The organism is Rhizobium sp. YS-1r, from assembly GCF_000757525.1.
Taxonomy (GTDB): Bacteria; Pseudomonadota; Alphaproteobacteria; order Rhizobiales; family Rhizobiaceae; genus Neorhizobium; species Neorhizobium petrolearium.
This window is the reverse complement of record NZ_JPYQ01000056.1, coordinates 672,090-689,376: the sequence shown is the minus strand read 5'-3', so window position 1 is coordinate 689,376 and position 17,287 is coordinate 672,090. Positions and strand designations below refer to the sequence as shown.

20 protein-coding genes are annotated in these 17,287 nt (G+C 61.8%); 9 read left to right on the top strand and 11 right to left on the bottom strand.

Features of this window, described 5'->3' with window-relative positions; translation table 11 throughout:
- Positions 1-40 precede the first annotated feature (40 nt).
- On the top strand, positions 41-925 hold the full coding sequence (locus tag JL39_RS28965) for a transporter substrate-binding domain-containing protein (protein WP_037159002.1): 885 nt from the start codon (positions 41-43) through the stop codon (positions 923-925).
- Between the two features lie 84 nt (positions 926-1,009).
- Here JL39_RS28965 and JL39_RS28960 read toward each other — a convergent pair whose 3' ends face one another.
- From JL39_RS28960 to JL39_RS28950, 3 genes are all read right to left on the bottom strand, one after another.
- Entirely contained in the window at positions 1,010-1,675 is a 666-nt protein-coding gene (locus tag JL39_RS28960) for a helix-turn-helix transcriptional regulator (protein ID WP_037159993.1), read from the bottom strand.
- A 193-nt stretch (positions 1,676-1,868) separates the two neighbouring features.
- Positions 1,869-2,516 carry a response regulator transcription factor gene (locus JL39_RS28955; protein WP_037158999.1) on the bottom strand — a complete coding sequence of 216 codons (648 nt, stop codon included), beginning with the start codon at positions 2,514-2,516 and terminating at the stop codon, positions 1,869-1,871.
- Positions 2,517-2,604: 88 nt separating this feature from the next.
- Positions 2,605-3,012 carry a hypothetical protein gene (locus JL39_RS28950; protein ID WP_037158996.1) on the bottom strand — a complete coding sequence of 136 codons (408 nt, stop codon included), beginning with the start codon at positions 3,010-3,012 and terminating at the stop codon, positions 2,605-2,607.
- 79 nt (positions 3,013-3,091) lie between these two features.
- On the opposite strand from JL39_RS28950, the gene JL39_RS28945 reads away from it, so the two are divergent.
- Both JL39_RS28945 and JL39_RS28940 read left to right on the top strand, forming a co-directional pair.
- Positions 3,092-3,439 carry a DUF952 domain-containing protein gene (locus tag JL39_RS28945; protein WP_200884022.1) on the top strand — a complete coding sequence of 116 codons (348 nt, stop codon included), beginning with the start codon at positions 3,092-3,094 and terminating at the stop codon, positions 3,437-3,439.
- On the top strand, positions 3,436-4,527 hold the full coding sequence (locus JL39_RS28940; protein ID WP_037158990.1) for a quinone-dependent dihydroorotate dehydrogenase: 1,092 nt from the start codon (positions 3,436-3,438) through the stop codon (positions 4,525-4,527). The genes JL39_RS28945 and JL39_RS28940 overlap by 4 nt, the downstream gene beginning before the upstream one ends.
- Here JL39_RS28940 and JL39_RS28935 read toward each other — a convergent pair.
- From JL39_RS28935 to JL39_RS28925, 3 genes are read right to left on the bottom strand one after another with little or no spacing between them, the layout of a single operon-like run.
- Positions 4,503-5,846, bottom strand: coding sequence for an MATE family efflux transporter (locus JL39_RS28935; protein WP_037158987.1), 1,344 nt, complete (start codon positions 5,844-5,846; stop codon positions 4,503-4,505). The genes JL39_RS28940 and JL39_RS28935 overlap by 25 nt on opposite strands.
- 2 nt (positions 5,847-5,848) lie before the next feature.
- On the bottom strand, positions 5,849-6,337 hold the full coding sequence (locus JL39_RS28930) for a CAP domain-containing protein (RefSeq protein ID WP_037158984.1): 489 nt from the start codon (positions 6,335-6,337) through the stop codon (positions 5,849-5,851).
- Position 6,338: 1 nt separating this feature from the next.
- Positions 6,339-6,605 (bottom strand): DUF6460 domain-containing protein, encoded by a 267-nt coding sequence (locus JL39_RS28925; protein WP_037158979.1) that lies wholly within the window; start codon positions 6,603-6,605, stop codon positions 6,339-6,341.
- Between the two features lie 136 nt (positions 6,606-6,741).
- On the opposite strand from JL39_RS28925, the gene JL39_RS28920 reads away from it, so the two are divergent.
- The 3 genes from JL39_RS28920 (at position 6,742) to JL39_RS28910 (ending at position 9,072) form a co-directional block, all read left to right on the top strand.
- A complete protein-coding gene (locus JL39_RS28920; protein WP_037158976.1) occupies positions 6,742-7,671 on the top strand; it encodes a methyltransferase domain-containing protein in 930 nt (309 codons plus the stop codon).
- 103 nt (positions 7,672-7,774) lie between these two features.
- Complete coding sequence (locus tag JL39_RS28915; RefSeq protein ID WP_037158973.1) at positions 7,775-8,428, top strand: YitT family protein; 654 nt, start codon at positions 7,775-7,777, stop codon at positions 8,426-8,428.
- A complete protein-coding gene (locus JL39_RS28910; protein WP_037158970.1) occupies positions 8,428-9,072 on the top strand; it encodes a YitT family protein in 645 nt (214 codons plus the stop codon). The genes JL39_RS28915 and JL39_RS28910 overlap by 1 nt, the downstream gene beginning before the upstream one ends.
- Before the next feature lie 70 nt (positions 9,073-9,142).
- Here the strand turns inward: JL39_RS28910 and JL39_RS28905 are convergent, their stop codons facing one another.
- On the bottom strand, positions 9,143-9,604 hold the full coding sequence (locus JL39_RS28905) for a carboxymuconolactone decarboxylase family protein (protein WP_037158967.1): 462 nt from the start codon (positions 9,602-9,604) through the stop codon (positions 9,143-9,145).
- A 45-nt stretch (positions 9,605-9,649) separates the two neighbouring features.
- A complete protein-coding gene (locus tag JL39_RS28900; RefSeq protein ID WP_037158964.1) occupies positions 9,650-10,150 on the bottom strand; it encodes an Rrf2 family transcriptional regulator in 501 nt (166 codons plus the stop codon).
- A 95-nt stretch (positions 10,151-10,245) separates the two neighbouring features.
- Between JL39_RS28900 and JL39_RS28895 the strand changes: the two genes are divergently transcribed.
- Both JL39_RS28895 and pdeM read left to right on the top strand, forming a co-directional pair.
- Complete coding sequence (locus tag JL39_RS28895) at positions 10,246-12,777, top strand: ligase-associated DNA damage response DEXH box helicase (protein ID WP_052183166.1); 2,532 nt, start codon at positions 10,246-10,248, stop codon at positions 12,775-12,777.
- A 236-nt stretch (positions 12,778-13,013) separates the two neighbouring features.
- On the top strand, positions 13,014-13,709 hold the full coding sequence (gene pdeM, locus JL39_RS28890) for a ligase-associated DNA damage response endonuclease PdeM (protein WP_152601317.1): 696 nt from the start codon (positions 13,014-13,016) through the stop codon (positions 13,707-13,709).
- Here pdeM and JL39_RS28885 read toward each other — a convergent pair whose 3' ends face one another.
- The 3 genes from JL39_RS28885 to JL39_RS28875 form a co-directional block, all read right to left on the bottom strand.
- Complete coding sequence (locus JL39_RS28885) at positions 13,710-14,147, bottom strand: universal stress protein (protein WP_037158958.1); 438 nt, start codon at positions 14,145-14,147, stop codon at positions 13,710-13,712.
- An 83-nt stretch (positions 14,148-14,230) separates the two neighbouring features.
- A complete protein-coding gene (locus JL39_RS28880) occupies positions 14,231-16,018 on the bottom strand; it encodes a chloride channel protein (RefSeq protein ID WP_052183165.1) in 1,788 nt (595 codons plus the stop codon).
- A gap of 96 nt (positions 16,019-16,114) precedes the next feature.
- Entirely contained in the window at positions 16,115-16,675 is a 561-nt protein-coding gene (locus JL39_RS28875; protein ID WP_037158955.1) for a dihydrofolate reductase family protein, read from the bottom strand.
- A 95-nt stretch (positions 16,676-16,770) separates the two neighbouring features.
- Between JL39_RS28875 and JL39_RS28870 the strand changes: the two genes are divergently transcribed.
- On the top strand, positions 16,771-17,277 hold the full coding sequence (locus tag JL39_RS28870) for a helix-turn-helix domain-containing protein (protein WP_037158953.1): 507 nt from the start codon (positions 16,771-16,773) through the stop codon (positions 17,275-17,277).
- The last annotated feature ends 10 nt before the right edge of the window (positions 17,278-17,287 follow it).

Sequence of the window (17,287 nt, the reverse complement as noted above, 5' to 3'; positions counted from 1 at the left end):
AAGCGGATGTCCCCAACCTGTCCCGATTTGGATCATAGCGATGCGTCTTCTGATTGCATCCCCGAGAATCAAGGGGTTTTTCAACCTTCTGCAGCTTTGCCTTGTGACAGGCGGGCTGCTTGCTGGCGCTGTGCCGGGACAGGCGGCCGGCAGCGACAATGCGTTCCCTTTGACATTCGATGCCCGCGAGCGATTGTCGCGGCCAGATCTCTCGGCGATCATACGCGTGCGGATTCTGACGACGGTCGATTTTCCGCCCTTCAATTTTGCCGATCAGACCGGCCGGCTTTCAGGCTTCAATGTCGACCTCGCCCGCGAGATCTGCGCCGAACTGGAGATCGAGGCGAAGTGCCAGATCCAGGCGCTTCCGTTCGATGAACTGGAAAAGGCGTTGGAAAGCGGCGCCGGCGAGGCGGCGATGGCCGGCATTGCGGTGACACAGGAACGGCGCCAGCGTTTTGCCTTTTCAAGGCCGTATCTCGGTGTCCCGGCCCGTTTTGCCCGCAATCTCACCGCAAAGATCGATGGCGATACGGCCGCAGCGCTTGCCGGCAGGCCGGTTGGCGTCGTCAAGGGCACAGCCCATGAGCTGATGCTGAAGGCCTTTTTTCCGAATGTATCCGCCACACCCCTCGATAGCTACGACGCCATGCTGGAGGCGCTGAAGACGGGCAAGGTGGAAGCCGTCTTTTCCGATGGATTGCGGCTTCCCTTCTGGGTGGCGGGCGAGGACGCCGCAAAATGCTGCGCGCTCTTCGACGGCCCTTATCTTTCGGAAAAATTCCTGGGCGAGGGCCTGTCCGTCATGCTGCGCAAGGGCGATCCGATACTCGTTGCCGCTTTCGACCAGGCGCTCAGCGCTTTGTCACGCAATGGCCGCCTGCAGGATATCTACCTGCGTTATTTCCCGAACGGCCTTTACTGACCTTCGTGGATTACGAATTCTTTCCTATTCGCTATTCGCTATTCGCTATTCGCTATTCGCTATTCGCTATTCGCTATTTCCCGCTCACTGGCTCGCCCAGATGATCCGCGCGATCCATTCGACGTCTGCGATGTCGAAGGCCCGGTTGGGGTGGTCGGGATTGAGCGACGTCAGTTCCACCGTCCGGGCACTCTGGCGGGCAAGCACCTTGGCCATCACCTCGCCCTCCTTGGTCTTGAGCACGACACGGTCGCCGCGCCGCACCTGCGCGCCGGGCTCGACGATCAGCACGTCGCCGTCGCGATAGAGCGGTAGCATCGAATCGCCCTGGACCTCCAGTGCATAGACCCCGGCTTTGCGGGACGGGTCGACCGGAAATTCCACCACATCCCAGCCCTGTCCGGCCGGAAAGCCTCCATCATCGAAAAAACCTCCGGCACCAGCCTGTGCGAAACCAAGCAACGGGATGGTTCCGCCCTGCGGCGGGAAATTGCCTTCCGGAAGCGTCGAGCGACTGGAGGAGGCGGGAAGATAGCTCATGAACTGGTCGACCGTGGCACCTGTCGCCTCCAGCACCTTGGCGATGGACTCCGTCGAAGGCCAGCGCAGCCGCCCGTCCGGCCCCAGCCGCTTCGACTTGTTGAAGGAGGTGGGATCAAGACCGGCGCGACGCGCAAGCCCGGAGGGCGTCAGTTGATGGCGTTCGGCGAGCGTGTCGATCGCGTTCCAGATCGTTTCATGTGACAGCATCTTGCCCGTACCCGTGACCGGCGCGCGAGACGGAAGCCGGACAGCCCCGGCGCTCGGCGGCACCCTTCGATCGAAACCCCTTTCGCGCAGCTTTCAAGCATCATCAAGCCCGCGCAGACACCCCCTAATTTTAACGGAATCGCGACCTCACGTAAAGAGAGGAGAGGAATAAAATCCTGTTCTAGGTCTGCGTTCAGGCCACCAGGGCCATGTTGATCTTGCTGAGCTTGATCACGGCCTGGGTGCGGCTGTCGACATTGAGCTTCAAAAGGATCGCCGAGACATGTGCCTTTATGGTCGCCTCGGAGACGCCGAGCTCATAGGCGATCTGTTTGTTGAGCAGGCCCTCTCCGAGCATGCTCAGCACCCGGCTCTGCTGCGGAGTGAGCGTCTTCAGCCGGTCGATGAGTTCCGCAAGTCCCGGATCTTCCTCTGGCGCGGTGAAGTCGCCCTTAGGCACCCAGATGTCGCCATCCAGCACCGCCTGGATGCCGGCGCGGATATCGTCGAGTCCAGAAGATTTTGAAATGAAACCGGAAGCGCCGAGTTCCAGTGCCCGGCGGATCGTGGCGCCGTCGTCGCTTGCTGAGACGATGACGATTGGCAGGCTGGGGAACTCCGCGCGGAGCGACATTAGTCCGGAAAAGCCGCTGACACCCGGCATGGCAAGATCGAGCAGCATCAAGTCGACATCGGGGGTCTTCTCGGCGGCAAGCCGTGCGGCTTCGAAATCACCCGCCTCGATGATGACGAGCTCTTCCGCAATGCCTTTGACCGCCTGGCTGAGAGCTCCGCGAAAGAGCGGATGATCGTCTGCGATGATGATTGTCAGTGTCTGCATTTCCACGCTCCCTCCCAAGAGCATAGTCGTGCCTTTCAAATCTTTGAAAGTTGTAAACCTCTCGAGAGGCGGAAACAAGTGCTGGATTTTACGTACGATTGGGTTGCGGCTTATTGTCTTCCCGCTCGTCTATGAATTCGCCGACAATTGCCATGAAGCGCCGCATGAATCTCTCCATGATGGAGAGGGATCGGTCCACTTCCTCGTCGCTGGGCAGCGCGTTCGGCGGCGTATGGCTCAGCCTTTCCTCCAGAGCTGTCACGCGTTTCTCGAGCCGGTCGAGTTCCTGTTCGTAGGCTGCCCTTTCATCGGGCTGCATGCGGCAGGCGAGCGTGCCATTCTCGTCGTGGCAGAGCGTCATTGCGCCGGTCTGGGTATCGAGCCGGACAATGCCGCTTTCAGTGCGCTCGAGCTGGAAACGATTGGGTTGCGCCTGCTGCGCCAGAGCCGGGCCGGCGAGGAAAAGCGCCGAAGTCGCTAATGCAAGAACCTTCATCTTATCGTCCTCCCACGGTGGACAAGTGGCGAGCTTTGCGGCAAACGCTCGAAGAGTAACAGATCATCGAGAGTCCATGATGACGGATATAGTGTACAAGATCGTGCCGGAAACGCTCTGGCGTCGGGCCAAGGAAAAAGGCGTTTTCGAAGGGGCCGAGATCGACCTCAAGGACGGTTATATCCATTTCTCGACCAGTGCACAGGCGCGCGAAACGGCGCGGCTGCATTTTTCAGGCGTCGCAGGCCTGCTGCTCGTCGCGGTCAACGCACTGACGCTCGGCGAAGCGCTGAAATACGAGCCTTCGCGTGGCGGCGATCTCTTCCCGCATCTCTATGCGACGCTGCCTTTCTCCGCCGTCCTTTGGGAAATGCCGCTCTTGATCGGTGTCGACGGCCTCCACGCCTTTCCCGAGAAGATGCCATGATCGGCCCGTTTGCCGGGCTTGCCTCCCGCAGCCTCTTCGTTTTCGATCCGGAAACCGCCCACGGGCTTTCGATCGCCGCGCTGAAGACCGGCGTCGTGCCTGCCTGCCGGGTGCCTGCCGACCCGCGGCTTGCGCAAACGGTCGCCGGCATCACGTTCCCGAATCCGATCGGTCTGGCTGCCGGTTACGACAAGAACGCCGAGGTGCCGGATGCGATCCTGAAGCTCGGTTTCGGTTTCACCGAGGTGGGCACGGTGACGCCGAAGCCTCAGGCGGGCAACGACAAGCCCCGCATCTTCCGGCTGGTGGAAGACCGCGGTGTCATCAACCGGCTCGGTTTCAACAACGAGGGTCACGAGGCCGCCTTTGCCAGGCTTTCCGCGCGGCGCAATGCCCGGGGGATTGTGGGCGTCAATATCGGTGCGAACAAGGACACGGCCGATCGCGTCGCCGATTATGTCCTCGGCATCCGCAAGTTCTACGGCCTCGCCACCTATTTCACCGTCAACATTTCCTCGCCGAATACCCCGGGCCTCAGGGACCTCCAGGCGCGCGGCAGCCTGAAGGCGCTGCTCGATGCAGTGCTCGCTGCGCGCATGGAGGAGGCGATGCGCCATGGGAAATCCGTGCCGGTCTTTCTGAAGATCGCGCCGGACCTGACGGAGGAGGGGCTCGACGATATCGCGGCGGAAGCGACCTCCCACCCGCTCGACGGATTGATCGTGTCCAACACCACGCTTTCCCGCGACGGGCTGAAGGATCAGGTCCAGGCGAAGGAGGCCGGCGGCCTGTCCGGTGCGCCGCTCTTCAGGCGCTCCACTGCGGTTCTTGCGAAGATGCGCAGTCGCGTCGGCCCGGACCTGCCGATCATCGGCGTCGGCGGCGTGTCGAGCGCCGGGGACGCGCTGGAAAAGATCCGCGCCGGCGCCGATCTCGTGCAGCTCTATTCCTGCATGGTCTATGAAGGTCCGGGCCTGCCCGCGACGATCGTCAGGGGCTTGCCCTCGCTTCTCGACCGGGAAAAGGTCTCCTCGATCCGGGAGTTGCGTGACACGCGGCTTGATCAGTGGGTTGACACGAAGCTCTGACGCGCCTTGCGCGGCACCATGGCCGCCAGGAAGAAGCCGCGCATCATCAGGAACAGATTGAGCGACAGCCAGAGCCCGTGGTTGCCGATCATCGGCACGAACACGGCAAGGCTTGCGCAATAGAACGCGAACGACCTGAGCATCATGTTGCGCATCTCGCGTGACCAGGTGGCTCCGATGAAAACGCCGTCCATCTGGAAGGCGAGCGCCCCGGCAAGCCCCGTCAGCGCGGCCCAGGCGAGATAGGTATAGGCTTCCTGCCGAACCTCTTCGGAGGTCGTGAGAAGATGGATGATCGGCTGGCCGAAGGTGATGAAGAACAGTCCGACCAAGGCGGCCATGGCAAAGGACCAGAAGCCGGTAAGCTTCAGCGTCCGGTCGAAGGAGGGCCGGTACTGCGCGCCCACCGCCCTGCCGGCGAGTTGTTCGGCCGCCCCTGCCAGTCCGTCCAGAAAGAAGGCCGACAGCATGAAGACATTCATCAGCACGGCATTGGCCGCAAGCGTCACGGCCCCGAAGCTTGATCCGACGCGGGTCAGGAGCGCAAAGGCGCCGTTGAGGATGAGCGAGCGGATCAGGATGTCCGCATTGAGATGGAAGAGCTGCTTCAGCTTGGCCGTATCGAAAATATCCGCACGGCTCGGCCGGTATGCGGCTGAAAACTGCCGGCTGACGACGAGAAAGCCGATCACCGCGCCCGTGACTTCCGCAAGCGCCGTTCCCCAGGCGACCCCCACGATCCCCCAGCCGAGACCAAGGCCGAGAAAGATCGACAGGCAGATGTTGGTGCCGTTGAGGATGATCTGCAGGGTCAGGCCCAGCACGCCCTGGCCGCGTCCGAGCACGAAGCCGAGAATGGCGAAATTGGCGAAGGTCGCCGGGCTCGTCAGCACCCGGATGCCGAAATATTGCCGCGTCACCTCGGCGACGGCCGGGTCGTTGGTCATCAATTCAGGCGCGAAGGCGAGGATAAGCGGCGACAGCCCCAGCATGACGAACCCGAGACAGAGCGCGCTGAGCAGCGCCCGCCAGAACACGGCCTGCTGCTCGCGAAGGTCGCCGCGCCCGAAGGCCTGCGCGACCAGGCCGGTGGTCGAGGTGCGCAGGAAACTGAGGCTGCCATAGATCAGGTCGAACAGGATGGCGCCGATCGCCAGCCCGGCCAGTGCTTCCGCTTGCCCCAGCCGGCCGACCACGGCGGTATCGGTCAGGCCGAGGAGAGGCGTCGTCAGGAACCCGAGTGTCATGGGGATCGCGATGCCGAGCACCAGCCGGTGCGTCACGTCGAAAGGCCGAACCTCCTGCCCCCGGCTATCCATGGTCAGCCTGACAGGACCATGGCCCAATAGGGCGGGGCGCCGGTTGATGTGCGGGCCATGGCGACGCCGAGACCCCTGTAGGAGCCGAGCATGTTTTCAAGATGTTTGGGGGAATCGATCCAGGCCCGGACTGCGGCCTCGACCGTGTTCTGGCCGCTGGCGATGTTTTCAGCGGCCGGCAGTACCACGTCGTTCTTCTTCATCCTCGCGCCGAAATCGTCGCCGAAACCGATCAGGTGCTTCATCTCGTTTGCTTTCGCCATGCGCACCGCCTGTTGGACGGCTGCCTTGCGGGCAGGCGAATTGAGCGCCAGGGTGGGCAGGCCGCGGCCTTGGCGCAGCGTGTTGACCATTGGAAGTGCGGCTTCCGTCTCGTCCTCCGCACCTGCCGTCGGTGTCAGAACCGACGTGGTGGAACAGCCGGCGAGCAGCAGGCCCATTCCGGAAAGCACGAGAAAACCCCGTCGCGAAGAAGTCTGGAAGGCGGTCATGTCAGCGGCGGTAACTGAAGATGCGCAGGATGATGAAGACCGGGATGACGACGATTGCGCCGAGCAGAAGGTAGCTTCCCACCCGTCCGAGCGCCCTGAAGCCGTTATACCATAAGTCGAGAACGTGATAGCGGATGCTGTCCACGATATTGTCCGGCGTGAAGCCGAAGAATGCGAGAACAAAACCCACGATCAGGCACACGACGATCAGCTTCACGATCGTGCGGCCTGGTGTGTCGCCCAGGAACCTGTTGACCCCGTCCGCCATCCTTTTCCTTCTCCGAATTGCACCCTGAGAGATAGTCGGCAGCCGCAGCCGCCGCAAGTCTTTTGGGTTCCCTCAAATAGAACTTGAGTTTTTTTGTGACTTCGGCCAATAACCCGCACCCTCTGGAGATGCGCCAATGCTGCCCAGCCAGTTTTCTTCCGGCGATGTGATCGCCGACCGCCGCGCCGACTATGCCCGCATGCTGTCGGAGGCGGAGGATTTCGGCGCAGCCGCCGAACTGATGGAGCAGGCCCTCGAACTGGTGCCCGCTTGGGCGGCCGGCTGGTTCCGTCTCGGCGAGTTCCGGGAAAAGGCAGGCCTCGAAACCGCCGATGAAGCCTACCGGCAGGCGCTGGCGCTCGAACCGGAAGACGTCTTCGGTGCTCGTTTGAAGCTTGCGCTGCTCGGCGTGGAGGCAATACCGGATCAGCCTCCGAGCCGTTATGTCGAAGGCCTGTTCGACGACTATGCCGACCGGTTCGATACGGCGCTGGTCGAAAAGCTGGATTATTCCGTGCCCGGCAAGCTCGCCGCCTTGGTTGCGCCTCATGCGCCGTTCCGCAACGTGGTCGATCTCGGCTGCGGCACCGGCCTGTTCGGCGCGGAAATCCGCGGGCAGGCAGGCTATCTGGAAGGCTTCGATCTTTCCCTGAACATGCTGGCGAGAGCCGAGGCGAAAGGTCTTTACGACCATCTCGGCCAATCCGATCTCAGCCGGCCCTCCGAAGAAACCGGTCTCTTCTCCGATGCTCTTCCCAAACATCGCGCCGATCTCGTTTCCGCCGCCGACGTGCTGATGTATCTCGGCTCACTGGAGACCGTCTTTCCGCTTGTGCTGGAGCTTCTGGCGCCCGGCGGCTTCTTCGCTTTCTCCGTCGAGGACGCGGGCGACGGTGAAGCTTACCTTTTGCGGGAAACCCTCCGCTACGCTCATTCCGAGGCCTATATCCGATCGCTGCTTGCCCGTTACGGCCTGGCGCTTCTGGACATGCGGAAGACCGTCATTCGTCTGGATGCTGGAAAACCCGTCCACGGCATTCTGTTTCTGTCGCGCAAGCCCGCCTGATTGACCATTTCTTGCTTTTTTCCTTGCCGGCTCATCGCGGCTTGAACCCTCTTGATGACGGTTTTATTGCAGTGCAATATTATCGAAAATAAAGGGGCAAACGTTGGCTGGACAGCCGAAGCAGGTTCAGAAAAGAAGCCTTGGCTTCTACAGCATCGATCCGTCGAAGCACACATTGCTTGAAGACGCGCAGGGGTTGGTCACCGGCGCGATGGTTGCGGCTCTCGGCTTCTACTTCCTGAACAAGGTCGGGCTTTTGACCGGCGGCACGGCGGGCGTCGCCTTCCTGCTGCATTACGCCTTCGGCATTTCCTTCGGCCTGCTGTTCTTCATCGTCAACCTGCCGTTCTATTATCTTTCCTTCCGCCGCCTCGGCCTGGCCTTCTCGCTGAAGACCTTCATCGCCATCGGCCTCGTTTCGGTGATCTCGGAAATCGAGAGCCGTTTTTTCCTGATCGATTATCTTCATCCATTCTGGGCAGCATTGCTCGGCGGCCTCTTGCTCGGTTACGGATTGCTGGCGCTCTACCGTCACCGGGCGAGCCTCGGCGGTGTAGGCATCCTGGCGATCTATATCCAGGACCGTTTCGGCATCCAGGCCGGATTGATCCAGCTTGCCTTCGATCTCTGCGTCATGCTCTGCGCCTTCGCGGTGGTCAGTCCCGTGACGGTGGCGTGGTCGGTGGTCGGTGCTTTCGTCCTCAACCTGTTCCTGGCGATCAACCATCGCTCGGACCGCTATATCGTGGTGCGCTGATGGCGGATGCTGCTGCGAAGAAAAGCCCGGTCGGCTTCTGGTCCTCCAGTTCGGACCGCCATTCCCCGCTGGAGGACATGCAGGGGATCGCCGCCGGCAGCATGCTCGCGGCACTCGGCGTCACCATGCTCTCGTCGGCGCATCTCCTGATCGGCGGCACGGCAGGCCTCGGCTTCCTGATCCGCTATTCGACGGGCTTGAGCTTCGGTCTTATCTTTTTCGCCCTCAACCTGCCGTTCTATTGGATTGCCTACAAGCGGCTCGGCCTTGCCTTCACGATCAAGACCTTCGCGGCCGTGGCATTCACCTCGGTACTGACGGAATTCCTGCCCGGCCTGATCGCCTTCGATCATATTCATCCGGTCGTGGCGGCCCTGTTCGGCGGCCTGCTGATCGGCACCGGCATGCTGGCCCTCTTCCGCCACCGGGCAAGCCTCGGCGGCTTCGGCATATTGGCTCTCTACCTGCAGGATCGGTTCGGCTGGCGGGCCGGCTTCGTCCAGCTCGGCCTCGACGGCGTGGTGCTGGCGCTCTCCTTCTTCGTCGCCAGCCCCTATGTCATTCTCTGCTCGATCCTTGCGGCAGTGACCTTGAACCTGACGCTCGCCATCAACCACCGCACGGACCGCTACATCGTCCGGTAAGCAGGTCCAGGAAAAGTGCGTGGCGGTTTTCCGTCCGGAATTGCACCAAACAAAAGATCAGTCGGCCTCTTCACGCAGCCTTTGCCGGCTGATCGATCGGATGCATGGCGCGGAAGCCGACGCAGAGCCGGTTCCAGATGTTGATCACGCCGATCGCCACCGTAATCTTGACCATGTCCTCTTCGGTGAAATGCGCTTTCAGCGTCTCGTATGCGCTATCGGGAACATGGGTATCGGCAACGCGGGTGACCGCATCGACCCAGGTTAAGAGCGCGCGTTCCTTGTCATCATAGATCGGCGATTCTTCCCACGCGCTCATCAGGTTGATCCACTGCTCGGAAAGACCGTCATGCCGGCTTTCCTTTGCATGCATGTCGATGCAGTAGGCGCAGTGGTTGATGATCGAGGCGCGCAGCTTGATGAGGTGGATATGGCGGCGCTCGAGACCGCACCCCTGGACGTAGTCTTCGAGATTCTTGACGGCATTGTAGGCTTCCTGCGAGGCCTTGTAGAAATTCAGGCGTGGCTGCATCGATCTTCTCCTTGGGGTGTGGCCTATAGGTTGAGCTTTCAACCTTCAGCGGGCCGTCTTGCGTTCATGGATGTCGAGGAAGGCGCAGCCGCGGGCGGCAATCCCGCCGTCGTCGGTGGCCTCCAGGTCCGCCAGAATGTCGGCGATCGACACCTTGGCGAGTTCGGCGCGATAGGCCCTTTCGGCCTTCAGCATCGCGGCATTGATACCGCAGGGTTTTGCGAAATAGCGTCCGGGCAAGGGGTTCGGCCCGCGCTGGCGGATTTCCGCGCAGCGGAAGGCGGGAGCCGGTCCTTCGACGGCGAGCACGATATCGAGCAGCGAGATCTCTTCCGGCTGCTTCGCCAGCCGATAGCCGCCCTTCGGCCCCGGCACGGTGTCGAGCAGACCGGCGCCCGAAAGCGCCTGCAGGTGCTTCAGGAGATAGCTCGTTGAGACGCCGTGAAACTCCGCCAGTGCCGCAGCCGAGAGTACGCCGTCTTCCGAAACGCGCGAAAGCATGGTCACACAGTGGATCGCCTGTTCGACGCCGTCGCCGAGTTTCATCAATCATCTCCTAATCGCGGATAATATTTATCCATGATTATATCCGGCCGTCAAGTGCTCTTCTTTTTCGGCTGTTTCCGCTTATCTTGAGCGGCGTGGATGTGATCGAAACCCAGTCTTCCGGCCGAGATGCCGCGCTCCTGCCCCGGCCGTTCCTGAAATGGTTCGCCGAAAAGGGCTGGCAGCCGCGCGCCCATCAGCTGGAGCTGCTTTCCCGCGCCACGGCCGGCGAGAACATGCTCCTGATCGCGCCGACCGGCGCCGGCAAGACGCTTGCCGGCTTCCTGCCGTCGCTCACCGATCTCACGCGTCGCGGAAAGATCCCCCCGGGCTCGGCTTTTGTGGGCATCCATACGCTCTACGTCTCGCCGTTGAAGGCGCTGACGGTCGATATCGAGCGCAACCTGATGAAGCCGGTGACGGAAATGGGGCTGTCCGTCACCGTCGAGAATCGCACCGGCGACACGCCGCAGGCCAAGCGCCAGCGCCAGAAGCTCAATCCGCCGGATATCCTGCTGACGACGCCGGAACAGGTAGCGCTGCTGCTCGCCAACAAGGAGGCGGAGCGCTTCTTCAAGGACCTGAAATACGTCGTCTTCGACGAATTGCATTCGCTGGTGACCTCGAAACGCGGCCATCTTCTGTCTCTCGATCTCGCCCGCATCCGAAGGCACGCTCCACGGGTGCAGACCATTGGTCTGTCGGCCACCGTCGCCGATCCGATGGACCTGCAGCGCTGGCTGGTGCCCCAAGGCGAGCACCCGGCGCCGCCCGCCGGCCTCGTGCATGTCACGGGCGGTGCGGCGCCGAACATCACCATCATGAAGACCGATGACCGCATTCCCTGGTCGGGTCACGTTTCGACCTATGCGATGCCGGAAGTCTACGATGAGATCAGGCGCCACAGGACGACGCTGATCTTCGTCAACACCCGCTTCCAGGCGGAGCTTCTGTTCCAGACGCTCTGGACGATCAACGAGGACAACTTGGCCATCGCGCTGCATCACGGCTCGCTCGATGCCGGCCAGCGCCGCAAGGTGGAGGCCGCCATGGCCGCCAACAAACTGCGCGCCGTCGTCGCCACATCGACGCTCGACATGGGCATCGACTGGGGAGACGTCGATCTGGTGGTTCACGTGGGTGCGCCGAAAGGGGCCTCCAGGCTTGCCCAGCGCATCGGCCGGTCGAACCACCGCATGGACGAGCCTTCGAAGGCGATCCTCGTGCCCGCCAACCGTTTCGAGGTCCTGGAGTGCCAGGCAGCCCTCGACGCGAACTATCTCGGCGCGCAGGATACGCCGCCGGTCGGCGAAGGCGCGCTCGACGTGCTCGCCCAGCACGTTCTCGGCATGGCCTGCGCCGAACCCTTCGATCCGGTCGAACTCTACGAGGAAATCCGCACCGCTTCGCCCTATGCCGGTCTCTCCTGGGAGATGTTCGAGCGGATCGTCGATTTCGTCGCAACCGGCGGCTATGTGCTGCGCTCCTATGAGCGCTATGCGAAAATCAGGAAAACCAAGGATGGCCGCTGGCGTATCTCCAATCCGCAGGTCGCCCAGCAATACCGCCTGAACCTCGGCACGATCGTCGAAGCGACCGAGCTCAACGTCCGGCTCGTCCGGCGCAACAACAACGGTTCGCTCGGCCGGGGAGGGCTGTCGCTCGGCAAGGTCGAGGAATATTTCCTCGAACAGCTTGTGCAGGGCGATACGTTCCTGTTCGCCGGCAAGGTGCTGCGCTTCGAGGGCATCCGGGAAAACGAATGCCTGGTCTCCAACGCCTTTTCGCTCGATCCGAAGATCCCGGCCTATGCCGGCGGCAAGTTTCCGCTGACCACCTATCTGGCCGCGCAGGTCCGCTCCATGCTTGCCGATCCCGACCGCTGGCGGGGCCTGCCGGATCAGGTGCGCGACTGGCTGAGCATCCAGCGGGAGCGCTCCATCGTGCCGAAGCAGGACGAACTTCTGATCGAGACATTCCCCAGGGGAAAGCGCTTTTTCCTGATCGCCTATTGCTTCGAGGGCAGGCTGGCGCACCAGACGCTCGGCATGCTGCTCACCCGCAGGCTGGATCGCATCGGCGCTCATCCGCTCGGCTTCGTCGCGACGGATTATTCGCTTGCCGTCTGGGGGCTCGATGACATGGGCATGATGATCCGCTCCGGCCGTCTGAGCCTTTCCGATCTTTTCGACGAGGACATGCTCGGCGATGACCTGGAGGCCTGGCTGAACGAAAGTTACATGCTGAAGCGCACGTTCCGCAATTGCGCCGTGATTTCCGGTTTGATCGAGCGCCGCCATCCGGGCAAGGAAAAGACCGGAAGGCAGGTGACGGTCTCGACCGACCTTATCTACGATGTTCTCAGAACCCACGAGCCGGACCATGTGCTTCTGGAGGCGACGAGGCGGGATGCGGCATCGGGGCTTTTGGATCTCGGCCGGTTAGGCGATATGCTGAAGCGAATCAGGGGGCACATCACCCACCGCGATCTCGACCGCGTCTCGCCGCTTGCCATTCCGATCATGCTGGAGATCGGCAAGGAGCCGGTGCCGGGCGAGGCGCAGGATGCGGTGCTGAAGGAAGCCGCCGAGGAACTGATCGCGGAGGCCGGACTATCAGATGCGTAGTCAGATCCTCGGGACAAGCCCGAGGATGACGAACCTGGGGTTTAAGATCTGCCAAAAGAACTGTTGCGGCTTGCTGCAGCGTTTTTGGGCACCTGCTCTTCGTCATCTGTCGTCATCCTCGGGCTTGTCCCGAGGATCTGACCACATACAACAGACATCATGCCGGGCTTTTGCCCGAACGGAAAGACGAAACGAACTTGATGCACCGCCTCGGGCTTGCCGCCCGCTCGACATCGATGACCGGAGCCGCCAGCGGGGCGGAAGAAATCGTCGTGAACGGCGTCGTCGCCGTCTGCGATCCGCTCGGCAGCCTCTATCTGCCGGAAACCGGCATGCTTGTCGTCTCCGACCTGCATCTGGAGAAAGGGGCGGCTTTCGCCCGGCGCGGCATGCTGCTGCCGCCCTATGACACGATCGCCACCCTCAATATCTTGGCTGCCGTGGTCAACCGCTACGATCCGAAGATCGTCGTCTCGCTCGGCGACAATTTTCATGACCGGAAGGGCTCGGAACATCTGCCGGAAGAACTACGCTCGCTGATCACCGCCATGGCGCGTGGCCGCGACTGGATCTGGATCAACGGCAACCACGATCCGGATGGCACCGTCGATCTGCCGGGCACCTGCGCCGATGAACTGTTTTACGGAGGCCTTGCCTTCCGCCATGAGCCGAGCCTGATTTCCGGAAAGGGCGAGATCGCCGGGCACCTGCATCCGGCAGCCACCGTCCGCCGGCGGGAGAAATCTGTCCGCCGCCCGTGCTTCGCGAGTGACGGCTCGCGTCTTCTCATGCCGGCTTTCGGTGTGCTGGCAGGTGGCCTCGATCTCCGCCACAAGGCGATGCGCGGCCTCTTCGACCATGAAAAGCTGGTCGCGCACCTGCTTGGCCGCGACCGCATCTATTCCGTTCGCTATAACAATCTTATCGGCTGATCAGCGATAGACCAGCACCGGCGTCTTGGAGTTCGCCAGCGCCTTCATTGTCACGCTTCCGAGCATGAAGGCCTTGAAGCCGGAGCGGCCGTGCGAGGCCATGGCGATCAGGTCGCAATTGTTCTTCTCTGCAGTCTCGACGATCGTCTTCGCTACGTCGCCGCTGTCGAGTTTCACCGCCTCGCAGGCGACCATGCGCTGCTTTGCCGCTTCCTTGGCATCGGCAAGAATCCGGTCGGCCGCTTCGTTGTTGAAACGATCGTATTCCGCGTAGGCGACTTCCATGCCGGTCGGATTGAGCGTCATGACCTGCAGAGGCTCCATGACCACCAATATCGTGGCTTTCGCGCCAATTTCACGAGCAAAGTCCAGGGCTTTCTTGAGCGCCTCGGTGGAAATGGGCGATCCGTCCGTCGGGATCAGGATATGCTTGTACATGGGTACCTCCAATATCTGACAACCATCTTTGCCGTGTAGCGCAAGCGGTCATTGACATGCGTCAAGACTGCGAGATGAAACGCTCAGATTTCACCGGACATTTCGCGCCGCCGCCGGTCGAGTTCCTCGCTGTAGCGCCTGAGCGTGTGGCTCTCCGTTAGGAGCCCGACGACCTTGCGTTCGATCTGGTTGTTGACGACGGCGAGTGCTTCCGCCTCCAGCTTGTCGAAGATCGCTGCGGCCTGCTTGGCGTTCATCGTGCCGAGCAAAACATCGTTGTGGTATTTCGCGAAGGAGGCGAGGGTACGCGGCTCGGCGGAATCCTCCAGAGGCGCCGCATAGATATCCGGAAGAAGAATGATGCCGGCATACCTTCCTGCCTCGTCGGTGAGGATGACCCGCTGGGTGGAGCCGAGTGGGAAATCCTTACGGAATTCGCTGAGGCTCACGCTGGCGGATGCCGTCCGCACGTCTGCGCGCATCATCCGCTCGACGGTGAGGTTGCGGATCCAGCCGATATCGTGGGCGCTGCGGATGCTTTCGCCGCGCAGATGAAAACGCCAGGTCGCAAACGAATAGCCGAAGGTGGTGCGCACCGTCACCGACGAGGTGATGACGGCAGCCAGCGCAAGAACGGTGATGGGAAAGTCGCCGGTGACTTCCAGCGCCAGGAACGTCATGGTGAGCGGGCCGCCGATGACGGCGACCGCAAGTGCGCTCATGCCGACCACGGCGTAGATGACGGGTGTTACGGTGGCGTGGGCGAAAATATAGGGCGTGCTGAAGGCAAACAGCTTGCCGAGCAATGCGCCCATGAACAGCGATGCGAAGAAGAGCCCGCCGCGAAAGCCGGAGCCGATCGACACCGCGCAGGCGAGGAATTTCAGGGCGAGGATCGTCAGCAGTGCCGGGATGGTCAGGTTGAGGTCGAGATTGAGATGCAGTGCGCCGTGGCCGGCCCCCAGCACCTGCGCATCCGCCAGCGCGAGCAGGCCGACAACGATGCCGCCGAGTGCCGGCCTGAAGACCGGCGAGATCGAACTCCTGCGCGCCAGTTCCTCCACGAAGGTTACGCCCTGCATGAGAAGTATGCCTGCGAAAGCGCAGAATATGCCGAGCACGATCGCGGGCACGTAGTCGGCCGGGACGACCGCGCCGAACTGGCTGACGTCGATCATGGGCGCGTCGCCGAACAGGCGGGTGATGATCGTGGCGATCAATGCCGAGACCACGACCGGCGCCAGGCTGAGGATCGTGTAGGTGCCGATGATCAGTTCGAATGCGTAGAACGCGCCGGTCAGCGGAGCATTGAAGGCGGCGGCGATCGCCGCCGCTGCGCCGCAGCCGACGAGGATCCTGAGATCGGAACGGCGTAACTGCAGCAGGAGGCCGATTTTCGAGGCAAGACCGGAGGAGAGCTGGGTGTAGCCGGCCTCCAGCCCGACGGAGGCGCCGAAGCCGTTGGAGATGAGGTTCTGGATGGCGACGATGATGCTGTCGGTCAGCGAAAGCCGGCCGCCGTGCAGCGCATTGGCCTCGATCGGGTCGACCATCGGCTTCTTGCGCCATTTCCGCAGGATGAGGAAGACCGCGCCCATGAGAATGCCGCCGGCAATCGGTGCGGTGAGAATCAGGATGCGGTCGATCTCGGCGGCCGAACTCAGTCTTTCGCCGGCATCGAGCCGGAAAATGGACCGGTGCAGTTGCTGGGAGATCCAGCTCATGAGCGCAACGGCGAAGCCGGCCAGGATGCCGACCATCGCGGCGGCGATGATGAGGCCGAACTCCGTGCGCCGGATGAGCACCCGCAGCCCACCCGGATCGAGGAGAATACGGGCGGAGGGCAGATGGGAAAGCAACCGGCGGAACATGGACATCTTGCGGAAATGAGGGGTAGCGCGTGTCTAGCGCAAATGTCCTGTCAGTCCAACCGTCAGCGGTGTTTTTCTGGTCTTCGGCAAGCGGTCTCAGACCGCCTTGCCCACCTCATAGGTGAGGATCACCGCACCATTCGCAGCGATGGTGGAATTTACGAGCTTCAGCGTCGTCTGCTGCGCCGCCTTCTTGAAAAGCGGATTGCCGGAGCCGAGCAGCACCGGAGCGATGCAGATTCGGTATTCGTCGACCAGGCCTTCCTGCATCAGCGATGCTATCAGCTCGGCACTGCCGAAGACGAGGATCGTCTTGCCATCCTCCGCCTTCAGCTTGTTGAGTTCCGCGACCGGATCGCTGACGACGCGCGTATTGTTCCATGCTGCCTCCTTCATCGTCTTCGAGACGGCGATCTTGGCGAAGCTGTTCATGTAATCCTTGACCTTGCCCTCTCCTTCGGCGGTTGGCCAATAGGCGGCCATGCCCTCGTAGGTCTTGCGGCCGAAGACGAGAAGATCACTCTCCTCGCCGAACTGCTCGGATAGCTTCTTGAGCTCCGGTCCCCAGGCATAGTTGTGGAAGGCGAGGTCCCACGGCTTCTCGCCTTCGAAATAGCCGTCCAGCGTCATCAGGTTCCAGGCTACCAGCTTTCTCATGTCATCCTCCATCACGTCGAAACCAGTTGCAATAAACAAGCAGTTGAAAGCTAGCGAAACTGATTTTATAATGCAAGCGGTTTTTGGAGAAAAAAATGGAAGACGCGCATCGGTCGGGTTGCCCGATCAATCTCACGCTGGAAGTCCTGGGTGACCGCTGGAGCCTGATCGTCATCCGCGACATCATGTTCGGCAACCGCCGCCACTTTCGCGAACTCCTGCAGAATTCGGAGGAGGGCATTGCTTCCAACATCCTTGCCGACCGCCTGAAGCGGCTTCTGGAAAGGGGCCTGCTCACCCGTGAGGACGACCCGAGCCACAAGCAGAAAGCGATCTACAGCCTGACGGAAATGTCGATCAGGCTGGTGCCGATCTTCGCGGAAATGGGGGCCTGGGGACGCCGTTTCCTTCCCGTTTCGGAGGAGCTTTCGATCCGCGCCGAGCTGCTGGAGGAGGGCGGGCGGCCGCTCTGGGAGGATTTCATGCAGGAACTGCGCGTCCTGCATCTGCACGTCCCGCGCGATCCCTCGAAACCTTCGGTCTTCGATCGGCTGCACGCCGCCTACCTTGAAGTGGTAGCGCGAAAGGCAGCCGCCGAATGATCAGCCCTGA